Origin of the sequence: Salmonella sp. NW645, from assembly GCF_051703725.1 — a bacterium.
GTDB lineage: Bacteria > Pseudomonadota > Gammaproteobacteria > Enterobacterales > Enterobacteriaceae > Salmonella > Salmonella enterica.
The window spans coordinates 303,253-320,894 of sequence record NZ_JAMMKR010000004.1 but is presented as its reverse complement, the minus strand read 5'-3'; the positions used below and the strand labels follow the sequence as shown (position 1 = coordinate 320,894).

Annotated in this window: 22 protein-coding genes; 6 read left to right on the top strand and 16 right to left on the bottom strand. The window is 52.1% G+C overall.

What is annotated here, in order from left to right:
* Positions 1–11: 11 nt before the first annotated feature.
* Positions 12–239 carry a YceK/YidQ family lipoprotein gene (locus NA389_RS11190; RefSeq protein WP_001217832.1) on the top strand — a complete coding sequence of 76 codons (228 nt, stop codon included), beginning with the start codon at positions 12–14 and terminating at the stop codon, positions 237–239.
* Here NA389_RS11190 and NA389_RS11185 read toward each other — a convergent pair whose 3' ends face one another.
* The 3 genes from NA389_RS11185 to NA389_RS11175 form a co-directional block, all read right to left on the bottom strand.
* On the bottom strand, positions 240–614 hold the full coding sequence (locus tag NA389_RS11185) for a MysB family protein (protein ID WP_000180050.1): 375 nt from the start codon (positions 612–614) through the stop codon (positions 240–242).
* Positions 615–695: 81 nt separating this feature from the next.
* Entirely contained in the window at positions 696–1,910 is a 1,215-nt protein-coding gene (mdtG, locus tag NA389_RS11180; RefSeq protein ID WP_000075053.1) for a multidrug efflux MFS transporter MdtG, read from the bottom strand.
* A 154-nt stretch (positions 1,911–2,064) separates the two neighbouring features.
* The gene (locus NA389_RS11175) at positions 2,065–2,985 is read right to left on the bottom strand and encodes a Kdo(2)-lipid IV(A) acyltransferase (RefSeq protein ID WP_000163973.1); all 921 of its coding nucleotides are present in this window, start codon (positions 2,983–2,985) and stop codon (positions 2,065–2,067) included.
* Positions 2,986–3,204: 219 nt separating this feature from the next.
* Here NA389_RS11175 and trhO point away from each other — a divergent pair, with 219 nt between their 5' ends.
* Positions 3,205–4,257 carry an oxygen-dependent tRNA uridine(34) hydroxylase TrhO gene (trhO, locus tag NA389_RS11170; RefSeq protein WP_001144629.1) on the top strand — a complete coding sequence of 351 codons (1,053 nt, stop codon included), beginning with the start codon at positions 3,205–3,207 and terminating at the stop codon, positions 4,255–4,257.
* 51 nt (positions 4,258–4,308) lie between these two features.
* Here trhO and NA389_RS11165 read toward each other — a convergent pair whose 3' ends face one another.
* The 10 genes from NA389_RS11165 to mdtH form a co-directional block, all read right to left on the bottom strand.
* Positions 4,309–4,884 (bottom strand): YceI family protein, encoded by a 576-nt coding sequence (locus NA389_RS11165; RefSeq protein ID WP_000739884.1) that lies wholly within the window; start codon positions 4,882–4,884, stop codon positions 4,309–4,311.
* Positions 4,881–5,453, bottom strand: coding sequence for a cytochrome b (locus NA389_RS11160; protein ID WP_001159784.1), 573 nt, complete (start codon positions 5,451–5,453; stop codon positions 4,881–4,883). The genes NA389_RS11165 and NA389_RS11160 overlap by 4 nt, the downstream gene beginning before the upstream one ends.
* A 262-nt stretch (positions 5,454–5,715) precedes the next feature.
* Positions 5,716–5,829, bottom strand: coding sequence for a YceO family protein (locus NA389_RS11155; protein WP_001253282.1), 114 nt, complete (start codon positions 5,827–5,829; stop codon positions 5,716–5,718).
* A 40-nt stretch (positions 5,830–5,869) separates the two neighbouring features.
* Positions 5,870–6,988 carry an N-methyl-L-tryptophan oxidase gene (solA, locus tag NA389_RS11150; protein ID WP_079917083.1) on the bottom strand — a complete coding sequence of 373 codons (1,119 nt, stop codon included), beginning with the start codon at positions 6,986–6,988 and terminating at the stop codon, positions 5,870–5,872.
* 112 nt (positions 6,989–7,100) lie between these two features.
* Complete coding sequence (gene bssS, locus NA389_RS11145) at positions 7,101–7,355, bottom strand: biofilm formation regulator BssS (RefSeq protein ID WP_000414441.1); 255 nt, start codon at positions 7,353–7,355, stop codon at positions 7,101–7,103.
* A gap of 289 nt (positions 7,356–7,644) precedes the next feature.
* Positions 7,645–7,890 (bottom strand): DNA damage-inducible protein I, encoded by a 246-nt coding sequence (dinI, locus tag NA389_RS11140; protein WP_001217763.1) that lies wholly within the window; start codon positions 7,888–7,890, stop codon positions 7,645–7,647.
* A gap of 73 nt (positions 7,891–7,963) precedes the next feature.
* Complete coding sequence (gene pyrC / locus NA389_RS11135) at positions 7,964–9,010, bottom strand: dihydroorotase (protein ID WP_000126577.1); 1,047 nt, start codon at positions 9,008–9,010, stop codon at positions 7,964–7,966.
* A gap of 102 nt (positions 9,011–9,112) precedes the next feature.
* Positions 9,113–9,673 (bottom strand): lipoprotein, encoded by a 561-nt coding sequence (locus NA389_RS11130; RefSeq protein ID WP_000713058.1) that lies wholly within the window; start codon positions 9,671–9,673, stop codon positions 9,113–9,115.
* A 124-nt stretch (positions 9,674–9,797) separates the two neighbouring features.
* The gene (grxB, locus tag NA389_RS11125; RefSeq protein ID WP_000780893.1) at positions 9,798–10,445 is read right to left on the bottom strand and encodes a glutaredoxin 2; all 648 of its coding nucleotides are present in this window, start codon (positions 10,443–10,445) and stop codon (positions 9,798–9,800) included.
* Between the two features lie 63 nt (positions 10,446–10,508).
* Positions 10,509–11,717 (bottom strand): multidrug efflux MFS transporter MdtH, encoded by a 1,209-nt coding sequence (gene mdtH / locus NA389_RS11120; protein ID WP_000092178.1) that lies wholly within the window; start codon positions 11,715–11,717, stop codon positions 10,509–10,511.
* Positions 11,718–11,953: 236 nt separating this feature from the next.
* Between mdtH and rimJ the strand changes: the two genes are divergently transcribed.
* The 4 genes from rimJ to murJ all read left to right on the top strand — a co-directional run bounded on the left by rimJ (position 11,954) and on the right by murJ (position 15,985).
* Positions 11,954–12,538, top strand: coding sequence for a ribosomal protein S5-alanine N-acetyltransferase (gene rimJ, locus NA389_RS11115; RefSeq protein ID WP_000468204.1), 585 nt, complete (start codon positions 11,954–11,956; stop codon positions 12,536–12,538).
* Between the two features lie 35 nt (positions 12,539–12,573).
* Positions 12,574–13,221, top strand: a complete 648-nt coding sequence (locus NA389_RS11110; RefSeq protein WP_000873047.1) for a YceH family protein — start codon at positions 12,574–12,576, stop codon at positions 13,219–13,221.
* Position 13,222: 1 nt separating this feature from the next.
* Positions 13,223–14,146 (top strand): Gfo/Idh/MocA family protein, encoded by a 924-nt coding sequence (locus NA389_RS11105; protein ID WP_001259728.1) that lies wholly within the window; start codon positions 13,223–13,225, stop codon positions 14,144–14,146.
* Between the two features lie 303 nt (positions 14,147–14,449).
* Complete coding sequence (gene murJ, locus NA389_RS11100) at positions 14,450–15,985, top strand: murein biosynthesis integral membrane protein MurJ (RefSeq protein WP_001537775.1); 1,536 nt, start codon at positions 14,450–14,452, stop codon at positions 15,983–15,985.
* An 81-nt stretch (positions 15,986–16,066) separates the two neighbouring features.
* Here the strand turns inward: murJ and flgN are convergent, their stop codons facing one another.
* From flgN to flgA, 3 genes are all read right to left on the bottom strand, one after another.
* The gene (gene flgN / locus NA389_RS11095; RefSeq protein ID WP_000197547.1) at positions 16,067–16,489 is read right to left on the bottom strand and encodes a flagella biosynthesis chaperone FlgN; all 423 of its coding nucleotides are present in this window, start codon (positions 16,487–16,489) and stop codon (positions 16,067–16,069) included.
* A gap of 4 nt (positions 16,490–16,493) precedes the next feature.
* On the bottom strand, positions 16,494–16,787 hold the full coding sequence (gene flgM / locus NA389_RS11090; protein ID WP_000020893.1) for a flagellar biosynthesis anti-sigma factor FlgM: 294 nt from the start codon (positions 16,785–16,787) through the stop codon (positions 16,494–16,496).
* Positions 16,788–16,878: 91 nt separating this feature from the next.
* Positions 16,879–17,538 carry a flagellar basal body P-ring formation chaperone FlgA gene (flgA, locus tag NA389_RS11085; protein ID WP_001194086.1) on the bottom strand — a complete coding sequence of 220 codons (660 nt, stop codon included), beginning with the start codon at positions 17,536–17,538 and terminating at the stop codon, positions 16,879–16,881.
* Between the last annotated feature and the right edge of the window lie 104 nt (positions 17,539–17,642).

The window sequence follows — 17,642 nt, the reverse complement described above, 5'->3', positions numbered from 1 at the left end:
TGAGGTATCAGGTGCGTATATTCGCGGTGAGCATAATGGTGATTACCCTGAGCGGCTGCGGCAGTATTATCAGCAGAACGATCCCCGGACAAGGACACGGCAACCAGTATTACCCTGGCGTGCAGTGGGATATGCGTGATTCCGCATGGCGCTATATCACTATCCTCGATCTGCCCTTCTCACTGATCTTCGATACACTGTTACTGCCGCTCGATATTCACCACGGGCCTTATGAGTAATTAACGCTCATCCCATTCGTCTGCCGCAGTACGGCCTTCCTCGGTATCGAGCGGGGGTTCAAGCTGGAATTCCCCCTCATCCCATTCATGCAAGGTATTCTCTTCCTGCCATTCCTGGCGGATCTCTATCTCATCATAATCGCCGTCAAACACGCTCTGCGCGGCTTCACCACTCAGCATCGGCAGACATTCGCCATCTTCACCTTCATCGGCGAAAAATTCGACCTGCCACATGATGTCCCCATCCTGCAGTACATATTTCTGAACGTTGAACTGCTGCACATTCGCTTCATCTTGTTCGAGGCCTGGATGGTCAGCCAGAAATTCTTCCCGGGCTGCATCGATAGCTTCTTCCAGCGTGGCATACATGGTCATCAGTGTCTCCCTTTGATTTGACGAGGTATTTAGGGAAAGAATAGCTGATTATGTGATATTGCAAGTATGAAAGCGCAAAAATCATTCTATTGCCAGTCTGCGCCGTCGTAAGCTGTTCCATGAATAGATAGCATTGAACAACACCACGCCTGCCGTGACGCAGAATACGGCGCGGAAGCCATAGCTCGCGGAAATTGCGGCGCCCATGAGAGGGCCGGTGACGTTGCCGATATCGCGGAAAGATTGGTTGTAACTGAATATGCGACCGGCTATCTGGTTGGTAGAGTTGTAAACCAGCAGAGTTTGAACGGCTGGCAGCAGCGCGCCATCCGCCGCGCCAAGCAGAAACCGCAATAGCGCGAGCTGCCACGGCGTTTGCACAAAAGACATTGGAATCAGCAGCAGTACGGAAATAATCAGCGCGACGATAAGGATCTTTTCCGGGCCAATTCTGTCGCCGAGCTTGCCTAGTCGGGGGGCGCTAAGTAATGCCGCCACGCCGGGAACGGACGCTATCATCCCGCTAATGAACGCAATATTACTGACATTTCCCGCGAGTTCGCGCACATAGAGCGTCAGGATGGGCGCAATAGACCCCGTCGCCACCTGAATAATCAGCGTGGTGACAAACAGACTTAACACCAGGCGGGGATTTTTTAACGAGGCGACCACTTCCCGAACGTGAAGCATCTCTTTTTTGCTCACCGGCAGGAAATTCTCGCGAATAAAAAAGAAGGTGAGCAGAAAACAGATAAACAACACGCTGGCGGTAATAAAAAAGACCGGGCGAAGGCCGTAATGGTCGGCGAGCAGACCGCCCGCAAGTGGGCCAAGCAGAGCGCCGCTGACGCCGCCAGTAGAGAGCGTCCCTAACGCCCAGCCGCTTTTATGGCGCGGCACCTGAGTGGCGATGAGCGCATTGGCGTTGGGAATAAATCCGCCCAGCAGGCCTAATAACGCGCGGAGGATCAGAAATTGCCAGATATTTTGCGCCATGCCCATTAACAGCATCACAATGGCCATGCCGAGAGCGGAACGCAACAGCATGATCTTACGCCCTTTACGATCCGCCAGGCCGCCCCAAAAAGGGGAAGCGATAGCTGAAAAGAGGAACGTAATACTAAAGACCAGCCCGGACCACATGTTGAGCGCGCTATGGCCTGTTACGCCGAGTTGCTCAACGTAGAGAGGGAGAAAAGGCATGACCAGGCTGAATGCCGCGCCGGTTAAAAAACAGCCCAGCCAGGTAACGGTTAGATTGCGTTTCCAGTTTATGGGGACATCAGAGGGTGACATAGCGTTCCACAGTATGATGCGCGGTTTGCGCTATCATCAATTTAATTATGAGCGTACTAATTATAATTATGCGCCGACCTTACCAGCCTCGCAATGTGGGGAGCTTTTAAAGCTAAAAGAGGGGAAAAATTGCAGCCTGACGGCTGCAATCCTGTCAATAGCGCGACGGTACGCCTTCAGGGCGAGTTTTAAAGCGGCGATGCAGCCACATATACTGCTCTGGCGCCATCATAATGCACTGCTCAACAATCTTATTCATCCATGCGGCAGTCGCTTCTGCGCTCTCCAGTGGAGGCGAATATTCCGCAGGAAGAATGATCAGTTCGTAGCCTTTCCCATCGGGTTTACGGCGAGGCACGAAGGGGATAATACAGGCTTTAGACATGCGCGCGAGCATCCAGGTACCGGAGGTCGTGGCAGCCTGGTCGACAGCGAATAATGGTACAAAAACGCTGGCGCGCGGGCCATAATCGTGATCCGGCGCATACCAGATCAATTCGCCGCTTTTCAATGCCTTAACCATGCCTTTCAGATCTTTGCGATCCAACATCGATTTATTGGAGCGTAAGCGTCCCCAGGTCTGTAACCAGTCGAGCAACGGATTATCATTCGGGCGATAAACCCCGATCCCCGGGTTATGCATACCAAACATGCGGGCGCCAAACTCAAGGGTAAGGAAATGTATTCCTACCAGAATGAACCCCAGTCCCTGCGCCTTAACTTCACGGATATGCTCCAGACCGCTCGCTTCCATCCAGCGGTTCACTCGCCGATCGGGCCAGAACCAGGCCATGCCGGTTTCCATCACGCCCATACCGACGGATTCAAAGTTTTTGACCACCATGGTGTGGCGTTCCTGCGCGCTCATTTCCGGAAAGCATAATTCAAGGTTGCGATAGGCGATTTTTGCGCGGCGTTTCATTACGCGTCGCGCCAGGTGGCCCAATGCGCAACCCAATTTATAGATGACCGGGTAGGGGAGTTGCACGACCAACCAAAGCGCGCCTATACCCAACCAGGTTAACCAATAGCGCGGGTGCAGTAAGGCCACGGAGAACTTAGGCAACTTCGTCATTTCTATCCTGTCTTTCAACGAACAATTCCCCGTATTCTCGCATCTTTTTGCGTTGAGCAAAAATATGTAGCAGGAGAGTGGCGATTAAATCGACAATTGTTGTTAATTATTTAGTGTAAAGCAGGAAATGTAGCGCAAAATGTGTGGATGTAAATTGGCGAGACTTGCCTTATCATGCCTGCCCACTTTATTTTTTGCTGATTGCAGGATACGTACACCATGCCAGTGTTACACAACCGCATCTCTAATGACGAGCTGAAAGCCAAAATGCTGGCGGAAAGCGAGCCGCGTACGACAATTTCTTTTTATAAATATTTCACAATCGCCTCGCCGCAACAGACGCGGGACGCGTTGTATCAGGTGTTTACGGCGTTGGACGTTTTTGGTCGCGTTTACCTGGCGCATGAAGGCATCAATGCGCAAATCAGCGTGCCGCAAAGCAAGCTCGAGACGTTTCGTCAACAGCTTTATACGTTCGACCCCGCGCTGGACGGGCTGCGTTTAAATATCGCTCTGGAGGATGACGGAAAGTCATTTTGGGTGCTGCGTATGAAAGTTCGCGACCGTATCGTTGCTGACGGTATTGACGATCCGACTTTTGACGCCAGTAATGTCGGCGATTATCTGAAGGCGGCAGATGTGAATGCGATGCTGGACGATCCTGACGCGGTCTTTATTGATATGCGCAACCACTATGAGTATGAAGTCGGCCATTTCGAAAATGCTCTGGAAATCCCGGCGGATACGTTTCGTGAACAGTTGCCAAAAGCGGTTGAAATGCTGCGGGAACATGCAGATAAAAAGATAGTGATGTACTGTACCGGCGGTATTCGTTGTGAGAAAGCCAGCGCCTGGATGAAACACAACGGTTTCAATAAAGTCTGGCATATTGAGGGTGGCATCATTGAGTACGCCCGTCGCGCGCGCGAGCAGGGGCTTCCCGTTCGCTTTATCGGCAAAAATTTTGTATTTGATGAGCGAATGGGCGAACGAATCTCGGATGAGGTTATCGCGCATTGCCATCAGTGCGGCGCGCCCTGCGATAGCCATACCAACTGCAAAAATGACGGTTGCCATCTGCTGTTTATCCAGTGTCCGCAGTGCGCCAGTAAATTTAACGGCTGCTGTAGTGAACAATGCTGTGAAGAGTTGGCCTTGCCGGAGGAAGAACAGCGCCGACGTCGTGCGGGTCGCGAGAACGGCAACAAAATTTTTAATAAATCGCGTGGTCGGCTTAATAGCAAACTGAGCATTCCCGATCCAGCTGAGTAATATTTTGCCGGATAGCCGCGTAAAGGCCGCTATCCAGCATTTCGCCAGGCGTTACTTCTGCTGAACGCCTTCTACTGAGATGATAAGCTCAACCTCTTGTGAGGCCGGGCCGAGATCGGTAGTTATATTGAAATCCTTCAGCTTAATTTTTCCTTCGGCCTCAAAGCCCGCGCGCTTACCGCCCCACGGATCGTCGCCCTGGCCCATCAGCTTCGCTTCCAGCGTCACCGGTTTAGTCACGCCATTGAGCGTCAGATTGCCGGTAATATCCAGTTCATCGCCCTCTTTTTTCACGCTGGTAGAGGTGAAGGTTGCCTGCGGGAATTTCGCAGCATTAAGAAATTCCGCGCTACGCAGGTGTTTGTCACGTTCGGCATGGTTAGTGTCGACGCTATTGGTGTTAATGGTCACGTTCACTTTGTCTGCCGACGGATTTTTTTCGTCAAAAGTAAACGTGCCGTCGAAATCTTTAAAGGTGCCGTATAGCCAGCTGTAGCCCAGATGCTGAATGCGGAAATTGACGAACGCATGTTGGCCTTCTTTATCAATTTTATACTCCGCCGCCACGGCGGAACCGGTCGTGAATAACAAGGATGCGAGGGTGAATCCCAGCAGGTTTTTTTTCATTTTTGAGCTCCATAGTCAGATGACGACATTCCTGTCATACGTTTCAGTGTGTCGTCTTTATCGATGAAATGGTGTTTTAGCGCCATAACCCCATGCGAGAGCGAGATAATGACCAGCGACCAGGCAAACCACAGATGCAGCGTTCCGGCGATGTCAGCCTGCGCGCCCGCGTCCGTAAGCGTGGCCGGAATCTCAAACCAGCCAAAGACGCTAATCGGTTTACCGTCGGCGGTGGAAATCAGGTAGCCGCTAATGATTATCGCAAAGAGCAGGAGATACAGGAGGAGATGACCTGCGGCGGCGCCAGCGCGCGTTAAACGGGAATAGCTGGTCAACGCAACGGGTGGTGGAGAATAAAGCCGCCAGATAATACGCACGATCAGCGCCATCATCAGTAATATGCCAATACTTTTATGTATTTCCGGTGCCTGGTGATACCAGCCGTCGTAATAACTGAGCGTGACCATCCATAAACCCAACGCAAACATGCCATAGACCACCAGGGCGGTCAGCCAGTGGAGCGCGGCGGAAACCACGCCATAACGCTGTGGAGTATTTTTAAATTGCATAAACACACCAATGAATATTTCACGAGAGAATGAAAATGGCGTGGAAAAGCGCCGAATGCAACTTATAAATAAGAATTTGAATGATATTTATTTTTATTTCAATAATTTTGATGTTGTTTGCGGTTCAGCTTCAGAAGTTTCGAGATATTTCCCCCTGATAACCGCGCAACGGCAGGAACTGGCATTATTGCCGTGCTTCAACGTTATGAAATAAAAAGTGAGGAACTTTCAGGAAGTGTCAGTTAACGTCAATGAAAAGCAATCAGAAGAAAAGGAGATAAACAATATCCATCACCGCCAGCAGCGACCAAAGAATAACGTAAAGCATGAAATGTTCGCGAATATTATTCATCAGAAAATGAAAGAGACGACGCATAGCTTACCTTAATAAACAGCCCCTTTACGGGGCCGACAAATTATTGGCTAAAACGGGAAAGCCGGAACGGCGTCAGATCAAAGGAGGGCGTTTTTCCCAACGCAAAATCCGCAGCGATTTCTCCTAACACGGGGGCGAATTTAAAACCATGTCCGCTGAGTCCAGTGATGACAAGCGTATTCTCATGACCAGGCAGCGTATCGATAATGAAATCCTCGTCCGGCGAATTATCGTAGGTACATGCCGCCCCATGTAAACAACCGCCGATACCCGGCAGTACGTTACGCAGGAAAGGAAATGCTTCCGCGCCATCGCTGGCAACGGCGGCAAAGGGCTTGCGCTCTTCCGGAGCCTGTATTCGCTGCCCGCCATTGTGTTTGCCGATTTTTAACTCGTCGTTCTCCGCCGGGAAGCCGTAATAGTGATCGCCGTTGGGCATTTCGCCGGTAAAAGCCGGAAAGCGGTTTTTAGTGCTGTAACGTCCATCCGCCTTAAACCAGGCAAAAACTTTACGTACGGGCTGAACGGGCAGCTCCGGTACCAGCGCTTTGACCCAGGTGCCCGCGCTAATCAGCGCCTTGCTGGCGTGGTAGCAGCCTTCACTCGTCTCTATCGTCATACCGTTATCATCATGGTGAATATGGCTTACCGGGCTGTTAAATAGCTGTGCGCAGCCTGCCTCTCGGGCCAGACGAAGCCATGTGGTAATGGCTAATTCGCTGCGCAGGAAACCGGAGTCAGTTTCAAACAGCCCGATATAATTATCGGGCACGCGAATTTCCGGCCAGCGCGTCATGAGGGCCGTCGCGTCCAGGCGCTCGACGTTTAATTGCCACTGTTGCGCGCTTCGTGCGACGTTGGCTAAGAAAGCGGAGTCGGCCGGGCCGAGGTTAACGACGCCGGAGCGGACAAAAATAGGCTCTTCATTGTGTGTGGAGAGTTCATCCCAAAGCGCCTGGGCGCGAAGCACCAGTGGGACATATTTTTCGCCTTCACCATAAGCATGGCGGATAAGACGGGTATCGCCGTGATGGCTGCCCTGTTGATGAGGCGGCATATGCGCATCGGTCATCAGGACCTTTAGCCCGGCGCGGGTGGCGTAATAACCAGCGGCGGCGCCAACCGAACCGCTGCCGATAATAATAAGGTCGTATTTCATCAGCTTCTCTCTGCTATCGCGATGATTTCAGGGTAAATAACTGCGCTGAGATATACAAGCCAGAAATAAGTGAGGCACCTTACGGTGCCTGAGAGAGGGGGAGCGCGTCACGCTAATGGCGACGATACTCGTTTTCCTGGTAATCACCTGATTCTATTTTGGCGATGCCGGCTTCTAATATTGAAATAAATTGCCTGGCTACATCTGTCGTTAACCAGAGCGTTTGACCAACTTCAGTCCCTTCCGGTTCCGGACGATTTGGGGTCTGGTAGTGCAAACGCAGCATCAGCGCATCATAGCTATCGACGGTGCTGATGTCCCATCCTACAAGCGGATGGGTCTGAATGACTTCATTATTCTTTTCCATCATGCCCCCCTGGTACGTGTTATAAGACAACGGTTCTCGAGGTTCAATGCGTGTTTTTCTTCTGAAGCAACTTCAGTATACCAATTAATAAGGCTATTCACTGCGTTTTTAAAGAGACCGGAGGATAAATTTCTCTTTTTAAGAATTATATGAACAATAAAGCGGCAGTTCATTCATATTTTTTTAGGATGTTGTGCAATTATTTTGAGGGTCAGGCGAAATATTCATCAGTTGCGCAAATAAAAAAGCCGGGGCGACCCGGCAAACATACATCACTGCATATCATTTTTTATTCATTGATGAACCAGTCATCAGCGCTCTCCCAGGTCTCCTGGAGAATCTCGCTAATGCGTTCTTTGTCCTCTTTTGATGCGCCAATGACGGACAAGTTGTTGGCGGTAGCGTAACGTACGGTGACGTTACCCAAGTTCTCAGGAAAATGATGGCTAATACGACGGGAGAGTTCGCCCGCCAGCGCATCAATCGCACCGGCAGGCAGAGGTGACGTTTTGGCTATAGTGACTTCAATACGCATAATGGCCCCCTGTTGAATATACTGGATATATATACAGTTAAATCCAATATATAGCAACAAGTAAGCGCATTTTTTATTTTTTTACTGACCAGCGTACTGTTTCACCCGCTAAAAAAGGCACCAGCGAATCATCAGCCAGCGCGATATTTTCCGGTATCTGTTGTTCATCGCGAACCAGTTCCACCCACCCCGTATTCACCGGCAGGCCATAGAATTGCGGGCCATTCAGTGAACAGAACGCTTCAAAGTGCGCTAGCGCGTTCATTTCCTCAAACACGGCGGCATAACTGCCAAGGGCGGAGGGGGCGTTGAAACAACCGGCGCAGCCGCAACTGGTCTCTTTACGATGACGTGAATGCGGCGCTGAATCCGTCCCCAGGAAGGCGCGCGTAAAACCACTGGCAACCAGTTCGCGTAACGCCTGCTGGTGAATATTGCGTTTCAGAATCGGCAGACAGTACAGGTGAGGACGAATGCCGCCAACCAGCATATCATTACGGTTAAACATTAAATGTTGAGGCGTAATGGTAGCCGCCAGGTAGTCGTTGCCGTCACGGACATACTGCGCGGCATCTTTGGTCGTGATGTGTTCAAAGACCACTTTAAGCGCGGTCAGACGCTGGCGTAGCGGTTCCATTACGGTGTCGATAAAACGCGCTTCGCGATCGAAGATATCAACATCCGCATGGGTCACCTCACCGTGGACCAGTAATGGCATTCCGAGTTTTTCCATCCGCTCCAGTACCGGCATGATAGCGTCGACTGACGTTACGCCATGACTGGAGTTAGTGGTGGCATTGGCCGGGTAAAGCTTAGCCGCAGTAAACACGCCTTCATGGAAACCACGCTCCAGTTCATCGGCATCGAGCGAATCCGTTAAATAGCAGGTCATTAACGGCGTGAAATCATGCCCGGCGGGCACCGCATCGAGAATATGCTGACGGTAGGCGATCGCTGCATCAACGGTCGTGATGGGGGACGCCAGGTTCGGCATCACGATAGCGCGACCATAAATTTCGCTGGTATAGGGTACGACCGTTTTTAACATGTCGCCATCGCGAAGGTGAACGTGCCAGTCGTCCGGGCGGCGGATCTTTAAAACCTGGGATGGTGCAGTCATTAATAAGCTCCGGCTGAGGAATAGTCTTTTTGCCGGAAACAAAGGATAAGCGGAAACGTTTTCGTTTGCACGTAAAAAAAGGGCGCGAGCGCGCCCTCGATATCAATTGGTGAAAGGAATAACGATTTCACCAGGTTTAACTTCAATACCTTTCGCGAGTTTCTTCGCTAACGCTTCGCCTTTACTGCTGTCCTCACGCAACACGTAAGCGGGCCGCTGGTTAAAGTAGCTACGTAAAGACTGATTTAAATAAGGCAGGAGCGTTTGTAGCACCGATTGCATTTTCTCCGGCGTCACGGTGGCGTCTACTACTTCCATCTCCTGAAGATAGATGGTGCCTTTTTCTTTATCAAAGACCGGCAGGGCTTTTAGCTTGAGTTTCATCGTCGCTTTTTGACTGCCAAACAGGGAATTCATATCCAGCCTGGCATCGCCAGTAAGGGTGACTTTATTAGGCTCTTCCCGACCAATCTGGCTGACAAGGTTAGTCAATACGATATGCGCGTCGGCAATGCCGGGCAGACCAATATCTTTTGAGAAATTATTCCGTTTTTCAAGCGCTTGATTGATTTCTTGTTCGCTAATGGTGTATTGCGTAAGTTGATTACAGCCCACTAACAGGCCGCTAACTACCAGCGCAGCGGCAAAAAAAAACTTTTTCATGGCGTTCCTTAGCATGTTGCCTATGCCCTAATCTTGACACAAAGCAGCATGTCGCGCCAGCGGACATGGCGCCACTAGAAAAAGCTGAAAAAGGCGGCAAGAAAGGGTTGCCGCCTGGCGGGCGTTAGATAGCCATTGAGGAGAGTAAATTAATTTGCGTCTGCTTTGCCATATTATCGCGATAGTCCGCGACTTTTGTCGGCCAGTGGATACCGGCGACCAGCGTCAGATTACGCAGAAGCGGAAACAGATGAATATCATCTTCCGATAATTCGCCGTTAACGGCGTTAGGCTGTACGATGAGTTTATCCAGCAAACGTAAATCATCGCCGATCTTTTTAATCAGTCCGGCAGAGTGCGCAAGATGGTTGTCAAAACTGCCAGATGAGGCCTCTTTTTTGCGGATAAAATACTGGCGCGCCGCAGGGGTAGAAAATTCATCGAAAGCGGATTTTGCAAATCGCGGCAGCAGTAGCTGATTAACGTAACCGTTAACTTTGCGCAACCACTCTTCAATGGCTGGATTGCGTTTCCCGGTTAACAGCGGTTTGCCGTCGAGGTTGTCGACATAATGTACAATATCCATACTCTCAGGAAGGTAGCGACTATCATCTTTTTGCAGGATGGGCACCATCTTTTGACCAATCATCCGGGTGGGCGTCGCCTCGTCGTCATTTTGTAACACGTTAAGTTCAACGGGGATGTTCTTCAGGCCGAAAATCATGCGGGCTTTAACGCAGAAAGGGCAATGATCGTAAATATAAAGCTTCACGTTTCTCCTCCATTTGACTGTCGGTTCCTGACCAGTATGGAGGAGATAGCGACAGGTATCAAATCAGGCACCGGGTTCCAGCATCCGGCGCGGCGTGCGTTTATGACTAAATTGCCAGCCTAAAGCCAAAAAGGTGATAAAGCCGATAATACCGAGCATCATCCACGGTAGTTCAGGCTGCGCAAGCGCTTTACCCATATCAAACAACCAGCCGCCGCCGATATAACCAATCGCGCCGCCAATGGCTAATCCCAGACGGCTAAAGCCCATATAGCTTCCCCGCGCTCTCGCGTCCGCGAGCGACGCGCTGAGCGTTTCGCGCGCCGGTTCGGCGATAACCGAGCCGATGTAGAAAGCGCAAATAAGCGTAAAAAGCTGCTGTAAATTGCCCACCATCCCGATGGGGAGCATGCTCAGCGACATGACGAGCAAACCGGCCATCAGCCGATGCTCCAGCCGAAAACGCTTTTCGCTCCAGCGGGCAATCGGGTAGAGCAACGTCAGCGAGAGACACGCCTCTATAGCGTACATCCATTTCACGGCAGCAGGCGAGCCGGCGATATCGTTTACCATAATTGGCAGCATTAACATGACCTGTACCGCCAGCATATAGTAGCCCGCCAGCGTCAGCACGTAGGTGACAAACCTTTTATCGCTCATGACGCGGCGCATTCCTTCACGCACCGGCGTTCTGACCGTTGATAGCTTCCAGGCCGGAAGCAGCCATGCATTGAAAAGGGCGCATAATATGAACAAAATAGCGCCTGTCGCGCAGACCAGACGAAAATCGTATTGCAGCAACCAGCTTCCCAGTAGCGCGCCAATCACCGCACCCGCGCTGTCCTGCATCATCAACAGAGAGAAGAAGCGGCCCCGTTGCTCCGGACGAATTAATTTGACCACCAGCGCTGAGCGCGGCGGGTCGAAAAGCGTACCGCCGAGACCGGAAAGAAAGCAGGAAAACCACAAGAGCCAGGGCTCATGCGCGATACCCATAGTGGCAAAGCCGGCGGCGCGCATCAGCATACCGGTGACAATCATCGGTTTCGCGCCAAAGCGATCGGCGATGGCGCCGCCAAAAATGCCCAGACCTTGTTGAATAAACTGGCGCAGGCCGAGCGCGATCCCTACCATTACGGCAGCCCACCCCATTTGATCGACAAAGCGAATAGAGATGAGCGGGAAGACGACGAAAAAACCCAGCACCACTAACATGTTATCGATGAGAAGAAAATATTTACCCAGGTTCCTCGCCTGCGAGACGCGCGACATTTCCCCTCCCGGGAAATAAAAGATGAGCGTCTTCTATTCTGCGGCGGCGTTTCGTTTTTTCCTACCGTTAGCGGGACAATATTTTTTTATCAAAAGTCCTTTTTAATCGAGAGTTTTCATCAAAATGTGGCAGCAATTCAAAAAATGACGATTTGCGCTTTTCACAGAGCCTGGTTGCGCAGGTATAGTAATGTTACTGGCGTGCTGAAGACGTTACAGGAAGGAGTAGGTATAGAATGTTTGGCTATCGTAGTAACGTGCCAAAAGTGCGCTTAACCACCGATCGTCTGGTGGTACGTTTAGTGCATGAGCGTGATGCCTGGCGTCTGGCCGATTATTACGCGGAAAATCGTCATTTTTTAAAACCCTGGGAACCGGTCCGTGATGAAAGTCATTGTTATCCTTCAGGATGGCAGGCGCGTCTGGGAATGATCGGTGAATTTCACAAACAGGGCTCCGCCTTCTATTTCGCGCTACTTGATCCGGAAGAAAAAGAAATTATCGGCGTGGCGAATTTTTCCAATGTGGTGCGCGGTTCTTTTCATGCCTGTTATCTGGGCTATTCCATTGCGCAGAAGTGGCAGGGGCAGGGGCTGATGTTTGAAGCCTTAACCGCTGCGATTCGCTATATGCAGCGCACTCAGCATATCCACCGTATCATGGCGAACTATATGCCGCACAACAAACGTAGCGGCGCGTTGCTGGCGCGGCTTGGCTTTGAGAAAGAAGGCTATGCGAAAGATTACCTGTTGATTGATGGACAATGGCGCGACCATGTCCTGACGGCGTTAACCACGCCGTTATGGACGCCGGGGCGTTGAGCGGCTTACGGAATGAGAGGCAAAGGGAGAAAACGATGAAATATGAATTAACCGCCACTGAAGCGCGAGTGATTGGCTGTCTGCTGGAAAAGCAGGTGACAACGCCGGAACAGTATCCGCTTTCCGTCAACGGGGTGGTGACAGCCTGTAATCAGAAAACCAACCGTGAACCGGTGATGAACCTGACGGAACAAGAGGTACAAGAACAGCTCGATAACCTGGTGAAACGCCACTTTTTGCGTACGGTCAGCGGGTTTGGCAACCGCGTCACCAAATATGAACAGCGTTTCTGTAATTCCGAATTTGGCGATCTGAAACTTAGCGCGGCGGAAGTGGCGCTTGTCACTACGCTGCTGCTGCGCGGCGCGCAAACGCCCGGCGAGTTGCGTAGTCGGGCGTCGCGGATGCATGAATTCAGCGATATGGCGGAAGTTGAATCCACGCTGGAACGGCTTGCCAGTCGTGAGGACGGCCCGTATGTCGTCCGTCTGGCGCGTGAACCGGGTAAGCGCGAAAGCCGTTATATGCACCTTTTTTGCGGCGACGTCGATGAACTGTCTCTCCAGACGTCTGCGCCGGAAAGTGCATCGGGCGATCTTCAGTCGCGCGTCGAAGCGCTGGAAAGCGAAGTGGCGGAGTTAAAGCAGCGGCTGGATTCTTTGTTAGCTCACCTGGGGGAGTAATGTGAGAACATTACGGATTGGCATTGTCGGATTAGGCGGTATTGCGCAGAAGGCCTGGCTGCCGGTATTAACCAACACCGCCGGATGGACGTTACAGGGCGCCTGGTCTCCTTCGCGGGATAAAGCCTTACGTATCTGCGAAAGCTGGCGCATACCGTATGTGGATTCGCTGGCGAATTTAGCGTCCGGCTGCGATGCGGTCTTCGTCCACTCCAGTACCGCAAGCCATTATGCCGTGGTCAGCGAACTTCTCAATGCCGGCGTCCATGTTTGCGTGGATAAACCGCTGGCGGAAAATCTACGTGATGCCGAACGGCTGGTGGCGCTGGCGGCGCAAAAAAAATTGACGCTGATGGTTGGCTTTAATCGCCGTTTCGCGCCGCTGTACCGCGAACTGAAGACGCGCCTCGGCACTGCGGCGTCACTGCGTATGGATAAACATCGTACCGATAGCGTCGGGCCGCACGACTTACGTTTTACTTTGCTCGATGACTATCTGCATGTCGTGGATACCGCTCTGTGGCTGGCGGGCGGCGAGGCGCGCCTTGCCAGCGGCACGTTGCTCACCAGCGAGTCCGGCGAAATGTGCTATGCGGAACATCATTTTTCCGCCGACAAACTACAAATTACCACCAGTATGCACCGGCGCGCCGGAAGTCAGCGTGAATCGGTCCAGGCCGTCACCGACGGCGGGCTGTATGACGTGACGGATATGCGTGAATGGCGCGAAGAGCGCGGGCAGGGTATTCTCATCAAACCCATTCCGGGTTGGCAAACGACGCTTGAACAGCGTGGTTTTGTCGGATGCGCGCGGCATTTCATTGACTGCGTACAAAATCAGACGGTTCCGGAAACGGCGGGGGAGCAGGCGATTTTGGCCCAGCGCGTCGTGGAGGCGCTGTGGCGGGACGCCATCAGCGAATAATCCTCTGTAACATCTGGCGGTAGTAATTCATCGTAATCCAGGTACTATACCCTCAATAATTCGAGTTGCAGAAAAGCCAACGCACATGCAGCTCGAAGTATGGCGGGTATATATGCCCACTCTACATAATACCTCTTTTCACAGTGAATAATGGCAAACCGTGGGGAGTCTGTAAGGCCTGATAAGACGTTTTAACGTCGTCGTCAGGCGCGGTGATACAGCCGGATACGGCAGAAGTTGCGTTATCCGGTCGATGGATCAGCCATGCAGGAGTTTTACGCCAGGGTCTGGAATACAAAAGAAATGAATTTATTGAAATCGCTGGCTGCCGTCAGCTCGATGACTATGTTTTCACGCGTGTTGGGTTTTGCCCGTGATGCGATTGTCGCCAGAATTTTTGGCGCAGGGATGGCGACCGACGCCTTTTTTGTGGCGTTTAAACTCCCTAATTTACTACGCCGGATCTTTGCCGAAGGCGCTTTTTCTCAGGCCTTTGTGCCTATCCTGGCGGAATATAAGAGCAAGCAGGGTGAAGAAGCGACGCGGATCTTTGTCGCTTACGTTTCCGGCCTGTTGACGCTGGCATTGGCCGTCGTGACGGTGGCCGGTATGCTGGCCGCCCCGTGGGTGATTATGGTAACCGCGCCGGGTTTTGCCGATACTGCGGATAAATTCGCGCTGACGACGCAACTGCTGCGGATTACGTTTCCCTATATTCTGCTGATCTCGCTGGCTTCACTGGTTGGCGCCATTCTCAACACCTGGAATCGCTTCTCCATTCCCGCTTTTGCGCCGACATTTCTTAATATCAGCATGATCGGTTTTGCATTATTCGCCGCGCCATACTTTAATCCGCCGGTGCTGGCGTTAGCCTGGGCAGTCACCGTCGGCGGCGTGCTGCAACTGGTGTATCAACTTCCGTATTTGAAAAAGATCGGTATGCTGGTGCTGCCGCGCATTAACTTTCGCGACACCGGGGCGATGCGGGTGGTCAAACAGATGGGGCCGGCGATTTTGGGCGTTTCCGTCAGTCAGATCTCCCTTATCATCAATACCATTTTCGCCTCGTTTCTGGCCTCCGGCTCGGTCTCATGGATGTACTATGCCGATCGGTTGATGGAGTTCCCGTCCGGCGTGCTGGGCGTGGCATTGGGGACCATCCTGTTGCCGTCATTGTCGAAAAGCTTTGCCAGCGGCAATCATGATGAGTACTGCCGCCTGATGGACTGGGGGCTGCGTTTGTGCTTTTTACTGGCGTTGCCGAGCGCGGTAGCGTTAGGCATTCTGGCGAAGCCGCTGACGGTCTCGCTGTTTCAGTACGGTAAATTCACCGCCTTTGATGCGGCGATGACGCAGCGGGCGTTAATCGCCTATTCGGTGGGGCTGATTGGCTTGATCGTCGTAAAAGTGCTGGCCCCGGGCTTCTATTCTCGCCAGGATATTAAAACGCCGGTGAAAATCGCCATCGTGACGTTAATCATGACGCAGTTAATGAACCTGGCGTTTATTGGACCGCTGAAACACGCCGGACTGTCGCTCTCTATTGGTCTGGCGGCATGTCTCAATGCGTCGCTGCTGTACTGGCAACTGCGCAAACAGAATATCTTTACGCCACAACCGGGCTGGATGTGGTTCCTGATGCGTCTGATCATTTCCGTACTGGTGATGGCCGCCGTATTGTTCGGCGTGTTGCATATTATGCCGGAGTGGTCGCAAGGGTCGATGCTATGGCGTTTGCTACGTTTGATGGCGGTAGTGATCGCGGGTATCGCGGCCTATTTCGCCGCGCTTGCCGTGCTGGGCTTTAAAGTGAAAGAGTTTGTTCGCCGGACGGCGTAAATTCAGTGCCTGATAGCGCTGTGCTATCAGGCCTACAAGGCATTCAGGCCGGAAAGGCGCAACGTCGCCATCCGGCAATGATTAGATAGAAATTTTTTTACCGCCGCGGTGAGAGACGGAAGTCTGACCGTCAGCCCCGTACAAGGTCGGCTCCTGGTGAGGTTTCAGCACCTCCAGCGCCTGTTGATTACGCTCGATTTGCCCTTCCAGCAGCCAGCCGTTGTGCTGGTTGAGGTCGCGAAGATGCTGCGTTTTTTCGGTAATCGCCTGCCAGCGCTCTGCAATGTCATCGTTTGCGCTACGCTGCGCGTTCTGTTCCAGACGGCGCTGTTGTTCCAGATAATCCAGCGTCGCCAGCAACGAGCTTTTTTCTTCTGTAATACGCTGTAGCTGGCTGCCGTTAATCTGGCCTACGGAAAGCTGTTGTTGCTCGGCGTCCATCACCGTCTTCAGGTCATTCAGGACGGTGGTCATCTGGTCAAGTATTTCTGACAAACGAGTCATACGCTTATTTACTCTGTAAGTAGCTCTGCGCCTCGCGAATGAGCGAGTCTGCTATTTTTCCCGTATCCATTTTTAACTCACCGTTACGGATAGCTGTTTTTAATGCTTCGACGCGTTCCATATTAATGTCGCTGACGCCTGGCTGCATGAGCTTCGCTTGCGCGTCGCTTAACGTTACGCTGGCGCTCGTCGCGGCGGACGTTTTTTCCTGACGCGTTTTTTGTACCGGCGTATCGCTGGTTTCGCGCGTCTGGACAGTGCTAACGGGTTTCAAAGGTGAGGTACGGTCAATGCTCATTTATTTATCCTCATCGAGGGTTACGTTGTAGCGGCCAGCTACCATCATGGTTGAATATCTCATCGGCAGCCGCGACAAAATCTTTACACAATTATAGGTTAATAAGAATATTCCCATCAGAATCGACGGTTCCACTCACGATTTGACCCGATGTCATGCGCACGCGCGCATTTTGCGCGACGGCGGCATTATTCATCGCCTGACCTTCCGCATTGACGCTAAACCCCTCGCCATTGGCGATAACCTGTACTCGTTGCCCCGCTTTGACGCGCCAGGCCTGACGTATCATCGTAAGCTGTACCGGCTGCCCGGGAGCGAGATCGCGCAAACTGACGGCATCCTGAATCTGACGGATATCCAGTACCGTCCGCGGCGGTAACTGATCCAGCCTGCCACGTTTTAGCGTGACGTTGGCCGGCGTCAATTTTCCGCCGCGCGCGACGGGCGCGGCAACGGCGACATAATTGCCGGTCGCTTGCACATTCACCTGCAAATAACGTTTTTCATTGGCGCAGCGCGCCACCACATTGACGTTGCCCCACAGCTTCGCGCTGCCCGTCATGCTGAAGGCTGGCTGCTCGCAGCTCGGCAGCAGATTAGGCGATGAACGGAGCGTGACAACCACCTCATCGCTGAAGCCAGCCAGACGCTGGGAAAACCACGTGGTCAATTGGGCGTTGATGTCCTGCGCCATTGTCAGGGGGCTGAACAGCAAAGCCGCCACGGCGAATCCTCGTTTTAACGTTTGCATGGTACTTCCCCCTGGTTGATGTCATGACAGGATTCTACCCGTGTGAAGCAAGCATCAACGCAATAAATAGCGACGCATTTTGCGTTTATTCCGTCGATAACGCG

Coding starts and splice junctions, on each gene's coding strand:
- NA389_RS11185 (WP_000180050.1), bottom strand. CDS start 614: ATGACCATGTATGCCACGCTGGAAGAAGCTATCGATGCAGCCCGGGAA.
- mdtG (WP_000075053.1), bottom strand. CDS start 1,910: ATGTCACCCTCTGATGTCCCCATAAACTGGAAACGCAATCTAACCGTT.
- NA389_RS11175 (WP_000163973.1), bottom strand. CDS start 2,985: ATGACGAAGTTGCCTAAGTTCTCCGTGGCCTTACTGCACCCGCGCTAT.
- trhO (WP_001144629.1), top strand. CDS start 3,205: ATGCCAGTGTTACACAACCGCATCTCTAATGACGAGCTGAAAGCCAAA.
- NA389_RS11165 (WP_000739884.1), bottom strand. CDS start 4,884: ATGAAAAAAAACCTGCTGGGATTCACCCTCGCATCCTTGTTATTCACG.
- NA389_RS11160 (WP_001159784.1), bottom strand. CDS start 5,453: ATGCAATTTAAAAATACTCCACAGCGTTATGGCGTGGTTTCCGCCGCG.
- NA389_RS11155 (WP_001253282.1), bottom strand. CDS start 5,829: ATGCGTCGTCTCTTTCATTTTCTGATGAATAATATTCGCGAACATTTC.
- solA (WP_079917083.1), bottom strand. CDS start 6,988: ATGAAATACGACCTTATTATTATCGGCAGCGGTTCGGTTGGCGCCGCC.
- bssS (WP_000414441.1), bottom strand. CDS start 7,355: ATGGAAAAGAATAATGAAGTCATTCAGACCCATCCGCTTGTAGGATGG.
- dinI (WP_001217763.1), bottom strand. CDS start 7,890: ATGCGTATTGAAGTCACTATAGCCAAAACGTCACCTCTGCCTGCCGGT.
- pyrC (WP_000126577.1), bottom strand. CDS start 9,010: ATGACTGCACCATCCCAGGTTTTAAAGATCCGCCGCCCGGACGACTGG.
- NA389_RS11130 (WP_000713058.1), bottom strand. CDS start 9,673: ATGAAAAAGTTTTTTTTTGCCGCTGCGCTGGTAGTTAGCGGCCTGTTA.
- mdtH (WP_000092178.1), bottom strand. CDS start 11,717: ATGTCGCGCGTCTCGCAGGCGAGGAACCTGGGTAAATATTTTCTTCTC.
- rimJ (WP_000468204.1), top strand. CDS start 11,954: ATGTTTGGCTATCGTAGTAACGTGCCAAAAGTGCGCTTAACCACCGAT.
- NA389_RS11110 (WP_000873047.1), top strand. CDS start 12,574: ATGAAATATGAATTAACCGCCACTGAAGCGCGAGTGATTGGCTGTCTG.
- murJ (WP_001537775.1), top strand. CDS start 14,450: ATGAATTTATTGAAATCGCTGGCTGCCGTCAGCTCGATGACTATGTTT.
- flgN (WP_000197547.1), bottom strand. CDS start 16,489: ATGACTCGTTTGTCAGAAATACTTGACCAGATGACCACCGTCCTGAAT.
- flgM (WP_000020893.1), bottom strand. CDS start 16,787: ATGAGCATTGACCGTACCTCACCTTTGAAACCCGTTAGCACTGTCCAG.
- flgA (WP_001194086.1), bottom strand. CDS start 17,538: ATGCAAACGTTAAAACGAGGATTCGCCGTGGCGGCTTTGCTGTTCAGC.